This is a genomic window from Pseudomonas sp. B21-051 (assembly GCF_024748795.1).
GTDB classification, from domain to species: Bacteria; Pseudomonadota; Gammaproteobacteria; order Pseudomonadales; family Pseudomonadaceae; genus Aquipseudomonas; species Aquipseudomonas putida_A.
Genome location: NZ_CP087166.1, coordinates 568,535 through 589,320 on the forward strand (window position 1 = coordinate 568,535; position 20,786 = coordinate 589,320).

The window sequence follows — 20,786 nt, forward strand, 5'->3', positions numbered from 1 at the left end:
GCACACCCAAAAGCGAAAAGATCGCAGCGTGCCGCAGCTCCTACAGGAAAATGCATTCCATTGTAGGAGCTGCGGCACGCTGCGATCTTTTGCTTTCAAGACTTAAGGCCGTGCCTTGAGCTGTGCTTCGGCTGCCTTGGCCAGATCCGGCGGCAGGAAGTCCTTGTCCGGGTTGTAGTCGGCCTTCAGATAGCGCGCCAGGTCTTGCAAGTCACCCGGATTCAGCGTTCCTGCCGCCTGCTTCAAGCGCAGGTTGTCGAGGATGTAGTCGTAGCGGGTGTTGTTGTAATTGCGCACCGAGGTGTACAGCTGACGCTGGGCGTCGAGCACGTCGACGATGTTGCGCGTACCCACCTGATAACCGATTTCCGTGGCTTCCACCGCGCTCTGGTTGGAGATGATCGACTGGCGGCGCGCCTGCACCTGCTCGACATCGGTGTTCACCGCGCGGTGCAGGTTACGGGTGTTTTCCACCACCTGCCGGCGCAGGGATTCGCGCTGTTGCTCACTCTGATCCAGTTGCGCATAGGACTGGCGCACTTGCGAACTGGTCAGCCCGCCGCTGTAGATCGGAATGTTCAGTTGCAGGCCCAGGGTGCTTTGCTCGACGTTGCCACTGTACGGCGTACCGAAGGCATTCGGGTTGGCGAAACCGAGGGCGTCGTTGTCACCCTTTTCGTATTTGGCCACGGCATCGAGGGTCGGCAGGTGACCGGCCTTGCGCTGTTTGAGGGTCTGTTCGGCGGAGCTGACCGCAAAGTTGCTCGCCAGCAGATTGAGGTTCTGTTTGCCTGCGGTGTCGACCCAGGCCTTGGCGTCGTTTGGCGCTGGCGGCAGGATCGGCAGCGTGTGGACGATGCCCTGAATCGAGTTGTACTGACGGTTGGTCAGGGTGATCAGCGCTTCGAACGCATCATCGACCTGACGCTGGGCGACGATGCGGTTGGCGCGCGCGGTGTCGTAACTGGCCTGCGATTGCAGGACGTCGGTCTTGTCCGACAGGCCGACATCGAAGCGTTCGTTGGACTGGTCGAGCTGACGCTTGAACGCGGCTTCTTCAGCCTTGGTCGAGGCCAGGTTGTCCTGACTGCGCAGCACGTTGAAGTAGCTTTCAGCCGATTGCAGGATCAGGTTCTGTTCGGTGGCCGAGAGTTGCAGGGCGGCTTGTTCGTTGACGTCTTTCGCCGCTTGATACTGGAACCAGCGATCGGCGCGGAACAAGGGCTGGGCTAGGGTCGCCTGATAGGAATGCGCGCTGCGATTGGCAATGGCTGAAGGCTGGTCGATCGAGGTGCGCACGTCCGCCACTTCGGCGCCGCCGGACAAGTTCGGCAGCAAGCCGGCACGGGCCTGCGGCACCACTTCTTTCTGGGCGCCGTACTGGGCGCGGGCGGCGGCCAGATCGGCGTTGTTGTCGACGGCTTCCTGATAGACGCTGACCAGATCGGTCTTGGTCGACAAGGGCGCTTCTGCTGCCCAGGCCATTGCGTTGGACGCACAAGACACGGCAAGAGCCAGTGAAAGTTTGCGCAGCATGAGGCGATCCCTAGCAAAAATATTACGGAAATAATGTGCACGCCAAGGCTACGGCGCGGCCTCGGCAGCGTCAAGGCGCGCAGGGCAAAGCGAGTGTAGTTGCGCAATCGTGCGGCAACAATCCTGCAAGTCCCGGTAATTGCGCCATTCATCATGGTGTTTGCCGCGGTGTTGGCGTTCTTTGCCGGTTGTGTCTAGACTGGCCGGGTTCTTGTCGGGGTGCCTTGCTATGAGGCTGAGATCGAATAATTTCGGATCCCGTTGAACCTGATCAGGTTAGCGCCTGCGTAGGGAACAAGATTTCTCGTCACCCGGCGAGTCCTCTTGTGCTTCGTCCGGGAAATTGTTCGACAATCGAACGCTCGACGACGATGCACAGCACCAGTCCTGGTGCGTCCGTGCCTTTCAGGTTCTGCTCCGACAATCCATTGCCTGGATGCTGTCTGGAGAGCCCGTGATGACTACAAAAGCAAAAAACGCGATCAACCTGAGTGACTCGGCCAAGGTCGATGAGCAGTCGGTTCAGCCGTTCACCCGTTCGCAAAAAGTCTACGTTCAGGGCTCGCGCCCGGACATCCGCGTGCCGATGCGCGAAATCACCCTCGATGTGACGCCGACCGACTTCGGCGGCGAAATCAACGCGCCGGTCACCGTCTACGACACCTCGGGCCCGTACACCGATCCGAACGTGGTGATCGACGTGCGCAAAGGTCTGGGCGACGTGCGTTCGGCGTGGATCGACGACCGCGGCGACACCGAGCGTCTGCCGGGCCTGAGTTCCAATTTCGGCCAGGAGCGCCTCGCTGATCCTGAGCTGACCAAGCTGCGTTTTGCCCACGTCAACAACCCGCGCCGCGCCAAGGCCGGGGCCAACGTCAGCCAGATGCACTACGCGCGCAAAGGCATCATCACCGCCGAGATGGAATACGTCGCCATCCGCGAAAACATGAAGCTGCAAGAAGCCCGCGCCGCTGGCCTGTTGACTCAGCAACACGCCGGCCACAGCTTCGGCGCGAGCATCCCGAAAGAAATCACCGCTGAATTCGTCCGCGAAGAAATCGCCCGTGGTCGCGCGATCATCCCGGCCAACATCAACCACGTCGAACTGGAACCGATGATCATCGGCCGTAACTTCCTGGTGAAGATCAACGGCAACATCGGCAACAGCGCCTTGGGTTCGTCCATCGAAGAAGAAGTGGCGAAACTGACCTGGGGCATTCGCTGGGGTTCGGACACCGTGATGGACCTGTCCACCGGCAAACACATTCACGAAACCCGCGAATGGATCATCCGCAACTCGCCGGTGCCGATCGGTACCGTGCCGATCTATCAGGCGCTGGAGAAGGTCAACGGCGTCGCTGAAGACCTGACCTGGGAGCTGTTTCGCGACACGCTGATCGAGCAGGCCGAGCAGGGCGTCGACTACTTCACCATCCACGCCGGCGTGCTGTTGCGCTACGTGCCGCTGACCGCCAAGCGCGTGACCGGAATCGTTTCCCGCGGCGGTTCGATCATGGCCAAGTGGTGCCTGGCGCACCACAAAGAGAACTTCCTCTACACCCACTTCGACGAAATCTGCGAAATCATGAAGGCCTACGACGTCAGCTTCTCGCTGGGCGACGGCCTGCGTCCGGGCTCGATTGCCGACGCCAACGACGAAGCGCAATTCGGCGAACTGGAAACCCTCGGCGAGCTGACCAAGATTGCCTGGAAACACGACGTGCAGTGCATGATCGAAGGCCCGGGCCACGTGCCGATGCAGTTGATCAAAGAGAACATGGACAAGCAGCTGGAGTGCTGCGACGAGGCGCCGTTCTATACCCTCGGTCCGCTGACCACCGATATTGCGCCGGGTTACGACCACATCACCTCGGGTATCGGTGCGGCGATGATCGGCTGGTTCGGTTGCGCCATGCTCTGCTACGTAACGCCGAAGGAACACCTCGGCTTGCCGAACAAGGATGACGTGAAGACCGGGATCATCACTTACAAGATCGCGGCGCATGCGGCGGATCTGGCCAAAGGGCATCCGGGCGCGCAGATTCGTGACAACGCCTTGAGCAAGGCGCGTTTCGAATTCCGTTGGGAAGACCAGTTCAACCTCGGTCTGGACCCGGACACTGCGCGTTCGTATCACGACGAAACCCTGCCGAAGGACTCGGCCAAGGTCGCGCATTTCTGTTCGATGTGCGGGCCGAAATTCTGCTCGATGAAGATCACCCAGGAAGTCCGCGAATACGCGGCCAACCAGCGGATCGATGCGGTCGACGTGGACGTCGCCCAGGGCCTTGCGGAGCAGGCCGAGCGGTTCAAGAAGGAAGGCAGTCAGCTGTACAAGAAGGTTTGATCTGACCTGAAAGGCTCTGGGATGACCGGAGCCTCTGTGGCGAGGGAGCTTGCTCCCGCCCGGCTGCGAAGCAGTCGTAAATCCGGCCAACGCGTTCTGATTGAAAGAACGCGCTGGCCGGTTTTGGGTCTGCTGCGCAGATCAGCGGGAGCAAGCTCCCTCGCCACAGGCATGGTGTGCGATCACACACAACAACAAATGTCCCTCTGAGATAACACCCTTGAGCATTCAACCCGGCACTTATTCTCCCGACCTCGCCGTACCCGCCGATAAGCGAGTATTCGGCGGTCGCGATCTGTTTTCCCTGTGGTTTTCCCTCGGCATCGGCTTGATGGTGTTGCAGACCGGCGCCTTGCTCGCGCCTGGTCTGGGCCTCTCCGGTTCGCTGCTGGCGATTTTCCTCGGCACGCTGGTCGGCGTCCTGCTGCTGGCTGCGGTCGGCGTGATCGGCAGCGATACCGGCCTGTCATCAATGGCTGCACTGAAACTCAGCCTCGGCCACAAAGGCGCGAGCCTGCCGGCGCTGCTCAACCTGCTGCAACTGATCGGTTGGGGCTCGTTCGAAATCATCGTCATGCGCGATGCCGCCAGCCTGCTCGGCAGCCGCGCGTTCAGCGAAGGTTCGCTGTGGGCCAGCCCGATGCTCTGGACCTTGTGCTTCGGTGCGCTGGCGACCCTGCTCGCGGTCAGCGGGCCGCTGACGTTCGTGCGCAAGATCCTGCGCAAGTGGGGCATCTGGCTGATCCTGGCGGCGTGCATCTGGCTGACCTGGAATCTGTTCGCCAAGGCTGATCTGACGGCACTCTGGGCGCGGGCCGGGGACGGTTCGATGCCGTTCGCCGTGGGCTTCGACATTGCCATCGCGATGCCGCTGTCGTGGCTGCCGCTGATCGCCGATTACTCGCGTTTCGGCAAGCGTGCGAAGAACGTGTTCGGCGGCACCGCCATCGGTTTCTTCATCGGCAATTTCTGGTTGATGAGTCTCGGCGTGGCCTACACCCTGGCGTTTGCGCCGAGCGGAGAAGTCAATGCGTTGCTGCTGGCACTGGCCGGGGCCGGTCTGGGCATTCCGCTGCTGCTGATTCTGCTGGATGAGTCGGAAAACGCTTTCGCCGACATTCATTCGGCAGCGGTGTCGAGTGGGATTCTGTTGCGCTTGAAAGTCGAGCATCTGGCCTTGGCCATCGGCGTGATCTGTACCCTGATTGCACTGCTGGCACCATTGGCGCAGTACCAGAACTTCCTGTTGCTGATCGGCTCGGTGTTTGCGCCGCTGTTCGGCGTGGTGCTGGTGGATCACTTCATCCTGCGCAAGCGCAGCGCTCAGGTAGCGTCAGCCGCATTGCGCTGGCCGGCGCTGCTGGCGTGGCTGGGCGGGATCAGCACCTACCACTTGCTGGCGAATCTGTATCCGGATGTCGGCGCGACCCTGCCGGCACTGGTGCTGGCAGGGCTGTTGCAACTGGTGCTCGGTCGGGCGTTCAGTTACGGCCGGGAAACAGCTCGGGTTTGAGAATGCCGTTCAGACGCGGGTAAGGGATCTTCAATTCGACGTGGCCCAGCGCGTAAGGCGCGATGGTGCTCACGTCGTACTTGAGGATCACGCCACCGTAGGTCAGCGCCACGTTCGGGGTTTTGACGAACGGCCAGCTCTTCACGAAATCCGCTTCCTGATCGAGCTTGGTGCTGATCAGCCAGCTGTTATGCGCCACTTGCGCCGCTTTCCAGAACGCGTCTTCCTGACCCGGCAGCAACATGTCCGACAGGTTTAGCACTTTATGCTGCTGACGCGAGTAGTTGATGAAGCCGCGACCCGGCGTGCCATGGGCGCCACCGGTGTCGAGGTAGCTCGACAGTTCGATGATCACCAAGCCGTCATGCTGCTCGCGTACCTTTGCCTGCAAATAGCTGCTGTTGCGCGGGCCGGCGTTGCGCAGGAATTGATCACGATAGGCGGCCAGGGTTGGCGCCACCGCTGCGTTCTGCTCGGTGCGGGTCATTTGCAGCAGGCGTTTTTCGATAATGCCGTCCAGCGCAGGCTCGGCCGCGAAGTGCACGGTATCGATATTCACCAGCGGGCAGTCCGGGTTGGAACAGCCGGGTTTCAGGGTTTCCGACGCATCGCGGGTGGTTTCCAGCGGCGTGCGGTAGTTGGGCTGGAACAGGTTGGCGCAGGCGCCCAGGGTCAGGGCGATGGCGGCCACGGAGGCAATTTTGAAAAGCGACATGGGCGTCCTTTCTGAAACAGGGGAAGGCGAAAAGTTATCCGCTTCGACTCTCGCCGAAGCAGTCAGTTCGCCACTAAGCTAATTAGAGTGGGTTTCGCCGCCACCGTCCATCCCGCTGACGGTAAAGGGGCTGCATCAATCATCGCGGGCGCGTTAGGATGGCGCGAAGTCGAGGTCGCCAGTAACCAAAAGCAGCCTCGTATTGGATTTGCAGCAAGAGAGGATGCTCATGACAGATTTTGCCAACGCCACTCCGGCCACCGTCGACGTCGTAAAGCGCGAGCGCTGCTACGAGGGCTTCTACAAGCTCGACCGTTTGCACCTGCGCCATGAACTGTTCGCCGGCGGCATGAGCCGCGAGATCAACCGCGAAGTCTTCGTGCGTCACGATGCCGTGTGCCTGCTGCCTTACGATCCAAAGCGCGATGAAGTGGTGCTGCTCGAGCAGTTTCGCGTCGGTGCCATGGGCAAGACCGACAACCCGTGGCTGGTTGAGCTGGTCGCCGGTCTGATCGACAAGGCCGAAGTGCCGGAAGAAGTTGCTCACCGCGAGGCGCAGGAGGAAGCTGGGCTGGACATCAAGGCCCTGTGGCCGATGACCAAATATTTCCCGTCGCCGGGCGGCAGCAACGAATTCGTGCATTTGTACCTGGGGCACTGCAGCACCGAAGGCGTAGGCGGCCTGCATGGGCTGGAGGAAGAAGCAGAAGACATCCGTGTCACGGTCTGGGCCTTTGAAGATGCCTTGCAGGCCGTCCGTGACGGACGCATTGCCAACGCGGCGAGCATCATCGCCTTGCAATGGCTGGCGCTGAACCGCGCCGAAGTGAGGGGGTTATGGTCGTAAACAAGCTGCGCGATCGCTATCGAGTCGACCTCGCCGGGCTGCAAGCCGCCTGCGAGGCCAACTACGCGCGCCTGATGCGACTGGTGCCGGACATGCGCAACGACCCCGAGGCGCGGCGCATCGCCGTGACCCAGGGCGAGCAGATGCTCGGCGTGCTGGCCCTCGAAGTGCTGCAGACCTGCCCGTACACCACTACTTTGCAGGTGCGTCAGGAACACAGCCTGCCGTGGCTGCCGGTACCGCAACTGGAAGTGCAGGTCTATCACGACGCGCGCATGGCCGAGGTGATCAGCGCCGAACATGCACGACGCTTTCGCGGCATCTATCCTTACCCGAACGCCGCGATGCATCAGCCGGATGAAAAGGCCCAGCTCAATCTGTTCCTGGGGGAATGGCTGAGCCATTGTCTGGCCCTGGGGCACGAGTACGAAGTCGTACGCTAGTTGTGAACTGCGTCCGGTTCGCCGGTTTCCCCTTTGCGTCATCCCCCAGCATAATTGCGGCACTCAACCGATTCCGTGCTTTTGCCCTGGGAGAACGCCTTGCCGAGCGTATCCACATTGACCACCGCCGATCCGGCGTTGCTGGTGCAGTTATCCGACAGTCATCTGTTCGCCGAGGCGGACGGCACGCTGCTGGGCATGAACACCCGCGAGAGCCTGCAAAAGGTCATCGAACAGGTGCTCAGGCAGCAACCTCGGATCGACTTGATTCTGGCCACGGGTGATCTTTCCCAGGATGGCACTCTGGAGTCGTATCAACAGTTTCGTGAGATGACGGCTCAGATTGATGCACCGGCGCGCTGGATTCCCGGCAATCACGATGAGCCGCAAATCATGGCTCAGGCCGCGGTGCAAAGTGCATTGCTGGAATCAGTGGTCGATGTCGGCAACTGGCGCGTGACCTTACTCGACTCGGCAGTGCCGGGCTCTGTGCCGGGGTATCTGCAGGATGATCAGTTGCAACTGCTGGCGCGCTCGCTGAGCGAAGCGCCGGAGCGCCATCATCTGGTGTGTTTCCACCATCATCCGGTGCCGGTGGGTTGTGCCTGGGCGGAGCCGATCGGCTTGCGCAATCCCGAAGCATTCTTCGACGTGCTGGACCGTTTTCCCCAGGCCCGCGCGGTGCTGTGGGGGCATGTGCATCAGGAAATCGACCGCGAGCGCAATGGTGTGCGGCTGATGGCTTCACCATCGACCTGCATTCAATTCGAGCCAGGCAGTGACGACTTCAAGGTCGGAGAGCAGGCACCGGGCTATCGCTGGTTGCGGCTGTTGCCGGACGGGCGGCTGGAGACAGGCGTCGAGCGCGTTACCGACTTCGAATTCACCGTCGATTACGGCTCCAACGGTTACTGACACTCCCTGTAGGAGCTGCCGCAGGCTGCGATCTTTTGATTTTAAAAACAGGATCAAAAGATCGCAGCCTTCGGCAGCTCCTACAGGAGATAGCGGGGGCCGGGAGGGCAGCATTGCATCGCGGGCATGCACATCATTTGTATGGCCCATCCCACCGCGACTCCCTGTAAACTCCGCTATCTTTCGCCGACACCCAGGGAGTTCAAATGTCCGGTTCGATCCTCTATATCCACGGTTTCAACAGCGCGCCGGCCTCGAAAAAGGCCTGTCAGCTGGTCGAGGTGATGGAACGGCTGGGTTTGAGCGACCAATTGCGTGTCCCGGCGCTGCATCACCACCCGCGTGAAGCCATCGGTCAGTTGCAGCAGGCGATTGCCGAGCTGGGCCGGCCGTTGCTGGTGGGAAGCTCACTCGGCGGCTACTATGCGACTCACCTGGCTGAGCGCCACGGCTTGAAAGCCCTGCTGGTCAACCCGGCGGTCAGCCCGCACCGGATGTTCGACGGCTACCTGGGCACGCAGCAAAACCTGTATACCAATGAGACCTGGGAACTGACCCACGACCATGTGACGGCCCTGGCCGAGCTGGAAGTGCCGGCGCCCGTGGATGCACAGCGTTATCAGGTGTGGTTGCAGACTGGCGATGAAACACTGGATTATCGCCTCGCCCAGCAGTATTACCGGGCCTGCGCCTTGCGCATTCAGGCCGGCGGCGACCATGGTTACCAGGGTTTTGCCGAACAATTGCCGGCGTTGTTGAGTTTTGCCGGCATTGGCGCCGATTTGTATCAGGCAATCGATTTCACCGCACTGTGAAGTCTTGCCCCTTTTTCATTGAATCACTGACGACGAGACCCCATGGCCACTCCCAGCGCTAGCTCTTATAACGCCGACGCCATCGAAGTCCTCTCGGGCCTCGACCCGGTGCGCAAACGCCCCGGCATGTACACCGACACCAGTCGGCCGAACCACCTCGCCCAGGAAGTCATCGACAACAGTGTCGACGAAGCCCTGGCCGGCCACGCCAAATCGGTGCAGGTCATTCTGCACGCCGATCACTCGCTGGAAGTCAGCGACGACGGTCGCGGCATGCCGGTCGACATTCACCCGGAAGAGGGTGTGTCGGGTGTCGAACTGATCCTCACCAAACTGCATGCGGGCGGCAAGTTTTCCAACAAGAACTACCAGTTCTCCGGCGGTCTGCACGGGGTGGGTATTTCCGTGGTCAACGCCCTGTCGACCGAAGTCCGGGTGCGCGTGAAGCGTGACGGCAACGAATACCAGATGACCTTCAAGGATGGCTTCAAGGCCACCGAGCTGGAAATCGTCGGCACCGTCGGCAAGCGCAACACCGGCACCAGTGTGTATTTCGCGCCGGATCCGAAATACTTCGATTCACCGAAATTCTCCATCAGCCGCCTCAAGCACGTGCTCAAGGCCAAGGCGGTGCTGTGCCCGGGGCTGCTGGTCAGCTTCGAAGACAAAGGCACCGGCGAGAAAGTCGAGTGGCATTACGAAGACGGTCTGCGCTCCTACCTGGTAGACGCGGTCAGCGAATTCGAACGCCTGCCGGACGAGCCGTTCTGCGGCAGCCTCGCCGGTAATAAAGAAGCGGTGGATTGGGCGCTGCTGTGGTTGCCGGAAGGTGGCGACGCGGTGCAGGAAAGCTACGTCAACCTGATCCCGACGGCGCAGGGTGGTACCCACGTCAACGGTTTGCGTCAGGGTCTGCTGGATGCGATGCGTGAGTTCTGCGAATTCCGCAGCCTGTTGCCACGCGGCGTGAAGCTGGCGCCGGAAGACGTCTGGGAGCGCATCGCTTTCGTGCTGTCGATGAAGATGCAGGAACCGCAATTCTCCGGCCAGACCAAAGAGCGTCTGTCGTCCCGTGAAGCGGCGGCGTTCGTCTCCGGTGTCGTGAAAGATGCCTTCAGCCTGTGGCTCAACGCCAACCCGGAAACCGGTCTGGCGCTGGCCGAACTGGCGATCAACAACGCCGGTCGCCGCCTCAAGGCGAGCAAGAAAGTCGAGCGTAAGCGCGTCACCCAAGGGCCGGCGCTGCCGGGCAAACTGGCTGACTGCGCGGGTCAGGACCCGATGCGTTCCGAGCTGTTCCTGGTCGAAGGTGATTCCGCCGGTGGTTCCGCCAAGCAAGCGCGGGACAAGGAATTCCAGGCGATCCTGCCGTTGCGCGGCAAGATCCTCAACACCTGGGAAGTCGACGGCAGCGAAGTGCTCGCCAGCCAGGAAGTGCACAACATCGCCGTGGCTATCGGGGTTGATCCGGGTGCGGCAGACATGAGCCAGCTGCGCTACGGCAAAATCTGCATCCTCGCCGACGCCGACTCCGATGGTCTGCACATCGCGACGCTGCTGTGCGCGTTGTTCGTCCAGCATTTCCGCCCGCTGGTGGACGCCGGTCACGTCTACGTGGCGATGCCGCCGCTGTACCGCATCGACCTCGGCAAAGAGATCTACTACGCCCTCGACGAAGCCGAGCGCGACGGGATTCTCGACCGTCTGGTGGCCGAGAAGAAACGCGGCAAACCGCAGGTCACCCGATTCAAAGGTCTGGGTGAAATGAACCCGCCGCAACTGCGTGAGACCACCATGGACCCGAACACCCGGCGCCTGGTGCAGCTGACGCTGGGCGAGGATTTTGCCGAGACCTCGGAAATGATGGACATGCTGCTGGCGAAGAAACGCGCCGGTGACCGCAAAACCTGGCTCGAATCCAAAGGCAACCTGGCCGAGGTGCTCGCCTGATGCGATTCGGCTGGGTATTGGCGAGTGCGTTGCTACTAAATGCAGTGACGGTGTCGGCGGAGCCTGCACCCGAGTTGAAGTTACTGTCGGAACATCCGGTTGACGGCATGCGCGGCGGCAACCTGTCGGGGCTGGCGGTGTGCGGCAAGGATCTGTGGACGGTCTCTGACCGTGACGATGATCAGATCTATCGTCTCGATATCCGTGATCAGGTCTGGCAGGCCGAAACGGTGCGTGTCGACGTGCCGTCATTGCCAGACAGCGGATTGCCGTGGGGCTTGCGGGTGCGGACGTGGGGAGCGCAGTTCGTGCGTGGCGGTGATCTGGATTTCGAAGGCATCACCTGCGACAACGCGGGCAATCGCTACATCGTCAGTGAAGCTCATGCCGCCGTGTTGCAGGTATCGCCGCAAGGCACGGCGTCGTGGCTGAAAATCTCGCCGATGCTGGTCCGTGAAGCACGAGCCAGTGGCATGTTGCTGCACTTCAACGCCTTGTTCGAAGGCCTGACGGTCAATCCGGCGGGCGATGAAATATGGCTGGCTGCCGAGCGCGAGCGCCGTGGCCTGCTGAAGATCAAGCGCCAGCAAACGGTCTGGGATTGCGACGGCGGCTGTGTGCTGTTCAGCGAAGATGGGGTCGAGATGCAGCCGCCGCAGTTTCCCAAGGCCCGCGCGGTCACCCGTGACTTCGCCGACCTGTCGCTGTTCAACGGCAAGCTGTTCACGCTGGAACGTAACGCGTACCAGATCTGCCGCCGCGATGCGGTGACGGCCAAGGTCGAGCGTTGCTGGTCGTTCGCCGAGGAGGCCTTGCAGCCGCAGCGACGCTACTCACAGGCCTTCGGTCTGGCAGAGGCGCTGGTGGTGGACGCCGACGGCGCCTGGATCGGTCTCGACAACAATGATGGTGTCCGCGCCGACGGCGAGAAACGGCCGATTGTCTGGCGCTTCGCCGCACCTGAAGGTGGCTGGAGCGCCAGACCGTGAGTCAGCAACCGCCGGGCAAGCGCGCCGGTCGGGTTTTGATGATTCTGGCCTGGTGTGCGGCGCTGTTTCTGGCGACGCGGTTTTTCGGCCAGTGGGAAGAACGCCAGCAGAATCCGAACGTGGTGGTCACGTCCGAGCAACATGAGGGCGTGATCGAAGTGAAGCTGGCCGGTAATGCCCAGGGGCATTTTGTCGCCAGCGGACAGATCAACGGTGAGCCGGTGGAGTTCATGCTCGACACCGGCGCGACCGATGTGGCGATCCCGGCGGATCTGGCCAAGCGCTTGAAACTGGAAGAAGGTTTCGGCGTAACCCTGAGCACGGCCAACGGCCTGAGCCAGGGCTACCGGACAAAGATCGACCGCCTGCAACTGGGTGACATCGTGCTGCGGGATGTCCGTGCATTGGTGGCGCCGGGGCTGCATGGCGATCAGGTGCTGCTCGGCATGAGCGCTCTGAACAAACTTGAATTTACCCAGCGCGGTGGCACCATGCTGCTGCGCCAGACAACGAACCGATGAGGCCCGCATGAGCGACTCCCTTGATCTCAGCCTGGACGGTGTAGAACGCCGCTCGCTGGCTGACTTCACCGAAAATGCCTACCTCAACTACTCCATGTACGTGATCATGGACCGTGCCTTGCCGCATATCGGCGACGGCCTGAAACCGGTACAGCGGCGTATCGTCTACGCCATGAGCGAGCTGGGGCTGGACGCCGATTCCAAGCACAAGAAATCGGCGCGTACCGTCGGTGACGTGCTCGGCAAGTTCCACCCGCACGGCGACTCGGCGTGCTACGAAGCAATGGTGCTCATGGCCCAGCCGTTCAGCTATCGCTACACGCTGGTCGACGGCCAGGGCAACTGGGGTGCGCCGGACGATCCGAAGTCCTTCGCCGCCATGCGCTACACCGAAGCACGCCTGTCGCGCTATTCCGAAGTGCTGCTCAGCGAACTGGGCCAGGGCACCGCCGACTGGGGGCCGAACTTCGACGGCACCCTGCAGGAACCGCTGGTTCTGCCAGCGCGTCTGCCGAACATCCTGCTCAACGGCACCACCGGCATCGCTGTCGGTATGGCCACCGACGTGCCGCCGCACAACCTGCGCGAAGTCGCCACCGCTTGTGTGCGCCTGATCGATGAGCCGAAAGCCACGGTCGAGCAGCTCTGCGAGCACATTCAAGGCCCGGACTACCCGACCGAAGCGGAAATCATCACCCCGCGCGCCGACCTGCTGAAAATGTACGAAACCGGCAAGGGCTCGGTGCGCATGCGCGCCGTGTACCACGTCGAAGACGGCGACATCATCGTCACCGCGCTGCCGCACCAGGTCTCCGGGGCCAAAGTGCTGGAGCAGATCGCCGCGCTGATGCAGGCCAAGCCGTCGAAAGCACCGCAGATCGCTGACCTGCGTGATGAATCCGACCACGAAAACCCGTGCCGCATCGTGATCATTCCGGTCAACAGTCGCGTCGATCACGAAGCGCTGATGCAGCACCTGTTCGCCAGCACCGAGCTGGAGTCGACCTACCGGGTCAACGTCAACATCATCGGTCTGGACGGCAAACCGCAGCTGAAAAACCTGCGTGCGTTGCTGGTCGAATGGCTGGAGTTCCGCGTGCTGACTGTGCGTCGCCGCCTGCAATTTCGCCTCGACAAGGTCGAACGTCGTCTGCACCTGTTGGACGGTTTGCTGATCGCCTACCTCAACCTGGATGAAGTGATCCACATCATCCGCACCGAGGAACATCCGAAAGCCAAGCTGATCGAGCGTTTCGCCCTCAGCGAGATCCAGGCCGACTACATCCTCGACACCCGCCTGCGGCAGTTGGCGCGTCTGGAAGAGATGAAGCTGCGCGACGAGCAGGACGAACTGCTCAAGGAACAGGCCAAGCTGCAAGCCTTGCTGGGCAGCGAAGCCAAGCTGAAGAAGCTGGTTCGCACCGAGCTGCTGAAAGATGCCGAAACCTACGGCGATGACCGCCGTTCGCCGATCGTCGAGCGCGCTGAAGCGAAAGCGTTGACCGAACACGATCTGCTGCCGAACGAGAAAGTCACCGTCGTGCTGTCGGAAAAAGGCTGGATCCGTTCGGCCAAAGGTCATGACATCGACGCCACCGGCCTGTCGTACAAGGCTGGCGACGGCTTCAAGACCTCGGCGGCGGGGCGTTCCAACCAGTCTGCCGTGGTGATTGACTCCACTGGCCGCAGCTATTCGGTTGCCGCCCATACCTTGCCGTCAGCGCGCGGCCAGGGCGAGCCGTTGACCGGGCGTCTGACCCCGCCACCCGGCGCGACCTTCGAATGCGTGCTGATGCCGGAAGACGATGCGCTGTACGTGATCGCCTCCGACGCCGGTTACGGTTTCGTGGTCAAGGGCGAAGACTTGCAAGCCAAGAACAAGGCCGGTAAAGCCCTGTTGAGCCTGCCGAACAACGCCAAGGTGATCGCGCCACGTCCGGTGACTGATCGCGAGAATGACTTGCTTGCCGCCGTGACAAGCGAGGGGCGGATGCTGGTCTTCAATATCAGCGATTTGCCGCAGTTGGCGAAGGGCAAGGGCAACAAGATCATCGGTGTACCGGGTGACCGTGTCGCCAGCCGTGAAGAGTTTGTCACGGACATTGCTGTGATTCCCGCGGGTGCAACGTTGATTCTGCAAGCAGGCAAACGTCCGTATAAACTGAAAGCTGAAGACCTCGAACACTACAAAGGTGAGCGTGGACGGCGTGGCAACAAGCTTCCACGTGGCTTCCAGCGGGTCGATGCGCTGCTCGTCGAAAACCTCAATTAGGCTAAAACGCCCATCTAGAGGCGTCGATCTACGATTTAACGCGTAGATCGACGCTTTGGCGCTGGAGTCGGAACGCATATTCACGGATGATATGGCCTTTCCAAGCGCCGGCGTGGCCGAGCGTTCTTCATATTTATTGAGTATTTTCACTGTGGTCAGCCTTGTGGCGGCCACCTGGACGGGATGATGACTGCTCTGCGCCCCCTTATTTTCCTGCTCGCCGGCGTTTTGGGCCTGGCGGGTTGCAGCGTTCACCAGCCGGTGTCGCTGTATCAGCTGGACAGCGGAAGTCCGGCTCAGCCTGCGCAAAGCGCAGGCATGGCGGTTTTGTTGGGTCCGGTAGTCATTGCTGATTACCTGCAACGTGAAACTTTGCTGCAACGTCAACCGGACGGCAGCCTGCAAGCCTCGACCGACGGTCGCTGGGCGGGCAGCCTTTCGTCGGATATCGATCAACTGCTGATGCGTCAGGTGGCCGGTCATCTGGACAGCCAGCGTGTGGTATTGGCACCCGCCACTCTGGGATTTGCCCCGGATGTGCAGGTATTGCTGACCATCACGCGTCTGGACTCCGGTGAGAAGCAACCGGCGATCCTCGATGCGCAATGGCGTCTGATCGACCGTCGTGGTCAGGTGCGCGACAACCGCATCGTTCATCTGCAGGAGCTGCATGCCGGTACCACGGCTTCGCAGGTGCAGGCGCAGGGGATTCTGCTGCAGCGTCTGGCCGAGCAGTTGTCGGTAGCGCTCAAGCCATTGGCCAACCAGCCTCCGGTGGCCGAAGCACCGCGTAAGGCAGCGCCTAAGCCGGCAGCGCCGGCGGCGGATGCAGAGAAGCAGCCGAAGATTCCGATGGCTTCGCCGATTCGCACGGATATGGAAGTGTTCCGCTTCTAAGTCTGAATCAGCGTCAAACCAGAGCCCGCCTTGTGCGGGCTTTGTTGTGTCTGGACGAACGGATAAGGGGGGACGCACACACGCGAACCCTGTAGGAGCTGCCGAAGGCTGCGATCTTTTGATAGGGCCGCGTCAGGATCAAGATCAAAAGATCGCAGCGTGCCGCAGCTCCTACACGATGCGATGCCGCGTTCGAAGGATCCTTTCAGGCGGCCACAAAAAAGCCCGCAGACAATCACTTGTCTGCGGGCTTCTGTGCATCTGGCCTAAAGGTTTACGCCCGACGCTCATGCATCCGCGCCAGTTGCCGCTCGAGCATCGACGGATACGGCTCCATCAAGCGCTCTACACAGCAAGCCCCCTCAGGGCTGGCGATCGGACGAATTCGCGCACGCTGACGAATCAACGCATCGTCACCGATCTTGCGCTCGACCAGCAGCAGGTTGCGGCTGTGCTGCGACAGGGCCAGCGCATCCTGGGCCGAATCGGTCAGCAGCAGGTCAATCTGGCTAAGGCCGAACAGCTCGTCGCCCAGGGTCAGGCCCAGTTGCAACTGCAGGGTGATGCCGCTGTCGGCGACTTCGATCTGCAACTGGTGACCCAGCGCCCGCAGCAACTCACCGCAGCAGATGGCGTTGGTCAGGTAGTCGTCACCGCTGTCTTCGGTGTGGAACAGCATCAGTGTGCTGCCATCGTTCAGGGTTTCGATCTCGCCCTGATACAGCGAAGCGGCCTGATCGAGGCAGTCGCGGTAGCGCTCCAGCAACTCTTCCAGACGGGCACGTGGCAGGCGCCGCAGTTGTTCTTGCGAACCCAGCTGGATCGCCAGCACCGCGCTGTGTTGCGGCACGCTCGGGGTCGCCTGACGCGGGGCCGCTGGAGCGGCTTCGGTCAGCGACTCGTCGCGCAGATCGGCAAACGGATCTTCGTCGTCATCATCGTCTTCAACGGTGCTGACCACGTGGCGCGTCGCAGGTTTCTGCGCGGCCATCGGGCGGGTTTCGTCAAAGCTCGGATCGCGCAGGTTGCGCACTTCGAACTCTGGTTCATCCTCTTCTTCGAACTCGGGTTCCGGCTCGGGCTCAGGTTTAGGCGCAGGCTCCGGCGCGAAGTTGGCGTGCAGCTGACGCGCCAGATCGCCGATCTCGTCCTGACGGTCGGTGCCCGGGGTGTATTCGTCGATGTTGCGCAGCCAGACGCGCAATTGCAGCAACGGCGTCGACAGATAGCGCCCCATGCGCAGGCTCAGGGCCAGCGACAGCGCCAGAAGAATCGCACTGAGAATGCCCATGCTCTGCAGGCTGATGGTCATCGGCTGCTGGAACTGATCCATGTCCAGGCTGATGCGCAGTTGCCCGGCGGTCACGTCCTGGAAAGTGATCTTGCTCTCGTACATGCCCTCGGCTTCGCCCAGCAGGCTGTGCTTGGGGCGCTGACCGGATTCGGCGAGGATGCGGTTATCCACGCTATAGATAGCCGCGTGGGCCACCAGCTTGTTCTTGGTCAGGTTGTTGAGCAGCACGTTGAGGCTGAGGATGTCGTTGGACACCAACAGTTCAGTGGCGGAGGTAGCGGTCTGCGTGGTCAGGCTTTCGCCCAGCGCATCGGCCTGCTCGTGCATGGCCTGCTTGAACTGCAAACCCATCACCCCGGCATAGATCACCAGGGCCAGAGCGACCAGGATCACGTTATGGCTGGCAATGCGCAATGCAATCGGCACACGGCGATGACGCAGTGCACGGAAGATCAGCAGGAAGAAGTTATCGGTTTTAACTGGCGTGGGCCGGTTCACTGAGCTCGGCTCTTTTGTCCGTGAAGTTGACGCGCAGTATAGCGACAGGCCCTAGACCGGCAAAGCGCTCGCGGTGCCCGATGGTCACTGAAAGTGGGTAGAATGCGGTTTTTTTCCAGTTGCGGGGGTGCGCGTTGCGCGAAATCGTCCTGATTAACATCACGGGAGTCGACCGTCCGGGTCTGACTGCGGCCATTACCGGCGTTCTGGCACAAGGTGGTGTGAACATTCTCGACATTGGTCAGGCGGTGATCCACGACACCCTGTCGTTCGGCATCCTGGTCGAGATTCCCGACTCCGAGCAAGGCAAAGCCGTGCTCAAGGACATCCTGTTCAAGGGCTACGAGCTCGACCAGCAGGTGCGCTTCACCCCGGTGTCCGAAGAGGATTACCAGCAATGGGTGGGCAATCAGGGCAAGAAACGCCACATCGTCACCCTGTTGACCCGCAAAGTGACCGCCGGCCAATTGCAGGCGGTCAGCTCGATCACCGCCAAATATGGCCTGAACATCGACCATATCGACCGTCTGTCGGGTCGCATGCCGCTGGACACTCCAGCCGACAAGGGCAAGGGCTGCATCGAGTTCTCCGTGCGTGGCGAAGCGGCTGATCCGCAGGCGCTGCGCGCCGAATTCCTCAGCGTCGCGCAGGAGCTGAACGTCGACATCGCCTTCCAGGAAGATTCGCTGTTCCGTCGCAATCGGCGTCTGGCGGTGTTCGACATGGACTCCACGCTGATCGAAGCCGAAGTCATCGACGAACTGGCCAAGGCTGCCGGCGTGGGCGAGCAAGTTTCGGCCATCACCGAGCGCGCCATGGCCGGCGAACTGGATTTCCGTGCCAGCTTCAAGGAACGTCTGGCGCTGCTCAAGGGCCTGGATGTCAGCGTGCTGGACTCGATCGGCGCTTCGCTGCGCCTGACCGAAGGCGCGGAAACCCTGTTCGCCGAACTCAAGCGCCTGGGCTACAAGACCGCGATCCTGTCCGGTGGCTTCACTTACTTCGCCAAACAGTTGCAGGCCAAACTCGGCATCGATTACGTGTTCGCCAACGAACTGGAAGTGGTCGACGGCAAGTGCACCGGCGTGGCGATCGAGCCGATCGTCGACGCCCAGCGCAAGGCTGACCTGCTGAAGGAGCTGGCGCACAAGGAAGGCTTGCGTCTGGAGCAGACCATCGCTGTGGGCGACGGCGCGAATGACCTGCCAATGCTGGCGATTGCCGGGCTGGGTGTGGCGTTCCGCGCCAAGCCGCTGGTCAAGCAGTCGGCGAAGCAGGCGATCTCTACGCTGGGGCTGGATGGTGTGCTGTATCTGCTGGGCTTTCGCGATCGTGACGGGCAGTTGTAATTAAAGATCAAAAGATCGCAGCCTGCGGCAGCTCCTACACAGGAATACGCGTTTCCCTGTAGGAGCTGCCGCAGGCTGCGATCTTTTGCTTTCAAAGCGATTTCCACAACGAATCGAAATCCTCCTCGCCCCCGCCATTCTGCGCGGCCTCCAGCGAGCGATAGGCAAACTGATTGAAACTGTGCGTACTCGCCACCCGTCGATCCAGACCGGCGCGGTGTTCTTCGCCGTGGGTGTTGATCAGCACTTTATTGCCTTCCTGAAACGGCAGGCGCGGGGCGAGCAAGGTTGCGGGCAGGTCGATGGCGCTGATCTCCGGTAGCAGCAGACCGCGCAAATACTGACTGTGATCATCTCGCGAGCGCACCAATTGCAAACCGCAAGGTTCGGCGTGTGGCGCCACCAGTTCTATGCCCATTTGCGGCCCGCTGCCGCGTACCTGACGAATCCAGCGCACCACCGCGATGCTCCAGCCCTGATTCGCACTGTCCTGAATTCCGAGCATTTCCCCGGCCTGCAACTCGGCTGGCACCTCGCTCGGCCACGCCAGACAATAGCCGCCGGGACTGTGGTTGATCACCGGCAAGCTGTAGGTCGGGTAGTGTGGAGGGCTGTCCGCGTTGTTTTCGTCTTCGCCCAGATGGTCGTACTGGATTTCCTCATAGGGCAGCAACTCCTCAGCTGCGCTCTGCGGTGCGGCGTCGAAGGCCTGGCTCCAGCTGTCCTTTTCGCCCTGGACCACGACGCGACTGAAATTGGCCGCGCGAGCACCGGGATGTTTCAGCAGTTCGCTGAAGCTGCGTTCGCCGCCCAGGTAAAAGTGCAGGGCGCTCATCCCGACACACACGGTCAGGCTGCCTTGACCGGCGGTGCGCTGAAAACTGCGCTCGGCGGCCTGACCCCAACTGGCGTGCACATGTTGCAGGGTATCGAGGCTCAGTCCTGCCGGGATCGGCAACGGCGTCGACGTCTCCTGCTGCAGTAAATGCGCTTCGATCACGTTCACCAGCGGTTGCGGATCGAAGCCCAGCAGTGCGCCCTGTTGTTCTTTGCGGAACATGCTGCGGTAGCGCGGGCCGGCGTCCAGTTCAGCGCTGATGGCGAACAGTCCATCCTGCGGACTGCCAGGATACAATTTGAGCAGGGCACTCCACGGCTCCAGCACTTCGGCCAGCCGGGCGATCTGGTTCTGCCGCAATTGATTGCAACGGGCGCTGCCCAGCAGCAGGGCGGCGATGTAGGTCTGTTCCAGGCTCAGTTCGCTGCTCAGACTCGCCAGATCGTCATGCACCCGACGCTGTTGCAACTGCAAGGCGCAAGCGCAGCGATACAGCTGATGCAGCTCGAACCACAGATGTTCCGGCGGCGGACTGTACAACTGCGTCGCCCGCAGCAGTTGCCCCTTGAGCGCATGCGCGGCCCGTTGCAGGGCCTGACTGACCAGTGCCGCCCGATCCTTGTGATACTTGGGGACAATGCGCAGAACGATCTGCTTGTAGCCGATGGCCAGATGACTCTGCAGCGCCTGGCACAGGTTGCTGATCTTGCGCGAGCGGTCATCGAGCATGATTGCCTGATGCAGGAAGTGCCGCTCCAGATGCTGGCAGACAAAGTAAACCTCGGGGCGCAGCAGCTCCAGGAGTTGCAGGCGATTGTCACTGGGGGTGAGCAATTGGTCGAGTTCGCCCAGGCCTTGGTACAACTGGCGCGCGGTTTCGCCGATGTTGGCCTTGGGCAGGCCGGCGATCCAGCGCTTGAGGTCGCGCGGGGTAGCTTCGCAGAACGACAGGCGCGTTTGCGTCGGGATAGGGGCGCGCAGGGAGGGTTGGGGGCGTGACTCACTCATGCCGTGACTGGCTCCAGCGGCGAAATTGGCAACACCAAG

Annotated in this window: 16 protein-coding genes and 1 riboswitch; of the genes, 12 read left to right on the forward strand and 4 right to left on the reverse strand. The window is 61.4% G+C overall.

Features of this window, described 5'->3' with window-relative positions; genetic code table 11:
• Positions 1-102: 102 nt before the first annotated feature.
• Positions 103-1,536: a TolC family outer membrane protein gene (locus tag LOY52_RS02470; protein WP_097087093.1), complete on the reverse strand. Its 1,434-nt coding sequence runs from the start codon at positions 1,534-1,536 to the stop codon at positions 103-105.
• A gap of 205 nt (positions 1,537-1,741) precedes the next feature.
• Positions 1,742-1,847: riboswitch (TPP riboswitch) on the forward strand.
• Positions 1,848-1,993: 146 nt separating this feature from the next.
• On the opposite strand from LOY52_RS02470, the gene thiC reads away from it, so the two are divergent.
• Both thiC and cytX read left to right on the forward strand, forming a co-directional pair.
• Complete coding sequence (gene thiC / locus LOY52_RS02475; RefSeq protein WP_096794747.1) at positions 1,994-3,883, forward strand: phosphomethylpyrimidine synthase ThiC; 1,890 nt, start codon at positions 1,994-1,996, stop codon at positions 3,881-3,883.
• A gap of 220 nt (positions 3,884-4,103) precedes the next feature.
• Positions 4,104-5,396 carry a putative hydroxymethylpyrimidine transporter CytX gene (gene cytX / locus LOY52_RS02480; protein ID WP_258678075.1) on the forward strand — a complete coding sequence of 431 codons (1,293 nt, stop codon included), beginning with the start codon at positions 4,104-4,106 and terminating at the stop codon, positions 5,394-5,396.
• Here cytX and LOY52_RS02485 read toward each other — a convergent pair.
• Positions 5,365-6,111, reverse strand: a complete 747-nt coding sequence (locus tag LOY52_RS02485; RefSeq protein WP_258678077.1) for an RsiV family protein — start codon at positions 6,109-6,111, stop codon at positions 5,365-5,367. The two genes, cytX and LOY52_RS02485, sit on opposite strands and share 32 nt — an antisense overlap.
• A gap of 229 nt (positions 6,112-6,340) precedes the next feature.
• On the opposite strand from LOY52_RS02485, the gene LOY52_RS02490 reads away from it, so the two are divergent.
• The 9 genes from LOY52_RS02490 (at position 6,341) to LOY52_RS02530 (ending at position 15,760) form a co-directional block, all read left to right on the forward strand.
• Positions 6,341-6,958, forward strand: a complete 618-nt coding sequence (locus tag LOY52_RS02490; protein ID WP_027611392.1) for an NUDIX domain-containing protein — start codon at positions 6,341-6,343, stop codon at positions 6,956-6,958.
• Positions 6,949-7,401: a DUF1249 domain-containing protein gene (locus LOY52_RS02495; protein WP_007967395.1), complete on the forward strand. Its 453-nt coding sequence runs from the start codon at positions 6,949-6,951 to the stop codon at positions 7,399-7,401. Before LOY52_RS02490 ends, LOY52_RS02495 begins: the two co-directional genes overlap by 10 nt.
• 99 nt (positions 7,402-7,500) lie before the next feature.
• A complete protein-coding gene (gene cpdA, locus LOY52_RS02500) occupies positions 7,501-8,316 on the forward strand; it encodes a 3',5'-cyclic-AMP phosphodiesterase (protein WP_258678079.1) in 816 nt (271 codons plus the stop codon).
• 206 nt (positions 8,317-8,522) lie between these two features.
• Positions 8,523-9,131 carry a YqiA/YcfP family alpha/beta fold hydrolase gene (locus LOY52_RS02505; protein ID WP_115985387.1) on the forward strand — a complete coding sequence of 203 codons (609 nt, stop codon included), beginning with the start codon at positions 8,523-8,525 and terminating at the stop codon, positions 9,129-9,131.
• Between the two features lie 42 nt (positions 9,132-9,173).
• Entirely contained in the window at positions 9,174-11,081 is a 1,908-nt protein-coding gene (gene parE, locus LOY52_RS02510; RefSeq protein WP_095138100.1) for a DNA topoisomerase IV subunit B, read from the forward strand.
• Complete coding sequence (locus LOY52_RS02515) at positions 11,081-12,070, forward strand: esterase-like activity of phytase family protein (protein WP_258678083.1); 990 nt, start codon at positions 11,081-11,083, stop codon at positions 12,068-12,070. The genes parE and LOY52_RS02515 overlap by 1 nt, the downstream gene beginning before the upstream one ends.
• Positions 12,067-12,591: a TIGR02281 family clan AA aspartic protease gene (locus LOY52_RS02520; protein WP_258678085.1), complete on the forward strand. Its 525-nt coding sequence runs from the start codon at positions 12,067-12,069 to the stop codon at positions 12,589-12,591. The genes LOY52_RS02515 and LOY52_RS02520 overlap by 4 nt, the downstream gene beginning before the upstream one ends.
• 7 nt (positions 12,592-12,598) lie before the next feature.
• A complete protein-coding gene (parC, locus tag LOY52_RS02525) occupies positions 12,599-14,863 on the forward strand; it encodes a DNA topoisomerase IV subunit A (RefSeq protein WP_123585499.1) in 2,265 nt (754 codons plus the stop codon).
• A gap of 186 nt (positions 14,864-15,049) precedes the next feature.
• Positions 15,050-15,760 carry a membrane integrity-associated transporter subunit PqiC gene (locus tag LOY52_RS02530; RefSeq protein ID WP_123585498.1) on the forward strand — a complete coding sequence of 237 codons (711 nt, stop codon included), beginning with the start codon at positions 15,050-15,052 and terminating at the stop codon, positions 15,758-15,760.
• A gap of 274 nt (positions 15,761-16,034) precedes the next feature.
• Here the strand turns inward: LOY52_RS02530 and LOY52_RS02535 are convergent, their stop codons facing one another.
• Complete coding sequence (locus tag LOY52_RS02535) at positions 16,035-17,552, reverse strand: AhpA/YtjB family protein (RefSeq protein ID WP_258678086.1); 1,518 nt, start codon at positions 17,550-17,552, stop codon at positions 16,035-16,037.
• 134 nt (positions 17,553-17,686) lie between these two features.
• Between LOY52_RS02535 and serB the strand changes: the two genes are divergently transcribed.
• On the forward strand, positions 17,687-18,901 hold the full coding sequence (gene serB, locus LOY52_RS02540; protein ID WP_007967407.1) for a phosphoserine phosphatase SerB: 1,215 nt from the start codon (positions 17,687-17,689) through the stop codon (positions 18,899-18,901).
• A 91-nt stretch (positions 18,902-18,992) separates the two neighbouring features.
• Here serB and LOY52_RS02545 read toward each other — a convergent pair whose 3' ends face one another.
• Positions 18,993-20,747: a molecular chaperone gene (locus LOY52_RS02545; RefSeq protein ID WP_258678087.1), complete on the reverse strand. Its 1,755-nt coding sequence runs from the start codon at positions 20,745-20,747 to the stop codon at positions 18,993-18,995.
• Positions 20,748-20,786: the final 39 nt, after the last annotated feature.

Excerpts from the sequence above, each read along its gene's own strand:
- LOY52_RS02470 (WP_097087093.1), bottom strand. The coding sequence starts at position 1,536 with ATGCTGCGCAAACTTTCACTGGCTCTTGCCGTGTCTTGTGCGTCCAAC.
- thiC (WP_096794747.1), top strand. The coding sequence starts at position 1,994 with ATGACTACAAAAGCAAAAAACGCGATCAACCTGAGTGACTCGGCCAAG.
- LOY52_RS02485 (WP_258678077.1), bottom strand. The coding sequence starts at position 6,111 with ATGTCGCTTTTCAAAATTGCCTCCGTGGCCGCCATCGCCCTGACCCTG.
- LOY52_RS02490 (WP_027611392.1), top strand. The coding sequence starts at position 6,341 with ATGACAGATTTTGCCAACGCCACTCCGGCCACCGTCGACGTCGTAAAG.
- LOY52_RS02495 (WP_007967395.1), top strand. The coding sequence starts at position 6,949 with ATGGTCGTAAACAAGCTGCGCGATCGCTATCGAGTCGACCTCGCCGGG.
- LOY52_RS02505 (WP_115985387.1), top strand. The coding sequence starts at position 8,523 with ATGTCCGGTTCGATCCTCTATATCCACGGTTTCAACAGCGCGCCGGCC.
- parE (WP_095138100.1), top strand. The coding sequence starts at position 9,174 with ATGGCCACTCCCAGCGCTAGCTCTTATAACGCCGACGCCATCGAAGTC.
- LOY52_RS02515 (WP_258678083.1), top strand. The coding sequence starts at position 11,081 with ATGCGATTCGGCTGGGTATTGGCGAGTGCGTTGCTACTAAATGCAGTG.
- parC (WP_123585499.1), top strand. The coding sequence starts at position 12,599 with ATGAGCGACTCCCTTGATCTCAGCCTGGACGGTGTAGAACGCCGCTCG.
- LOY52_RS02530 (WP_123585498.1), top strand. The coding sequence starts at position 15,050 with ATGACTGCTCTGCGCCCCCTTATTTTCCTGCTCGCCGGCGTTTTGGGC.
- LOY52_RS02545 (WP_258678087.1), bottom strand. The coding sequence starts at position 20,747 with ATGAGTGAGTCACGCCCCCAACCCTCCCTGCGCGCCCCTATCCCGACG.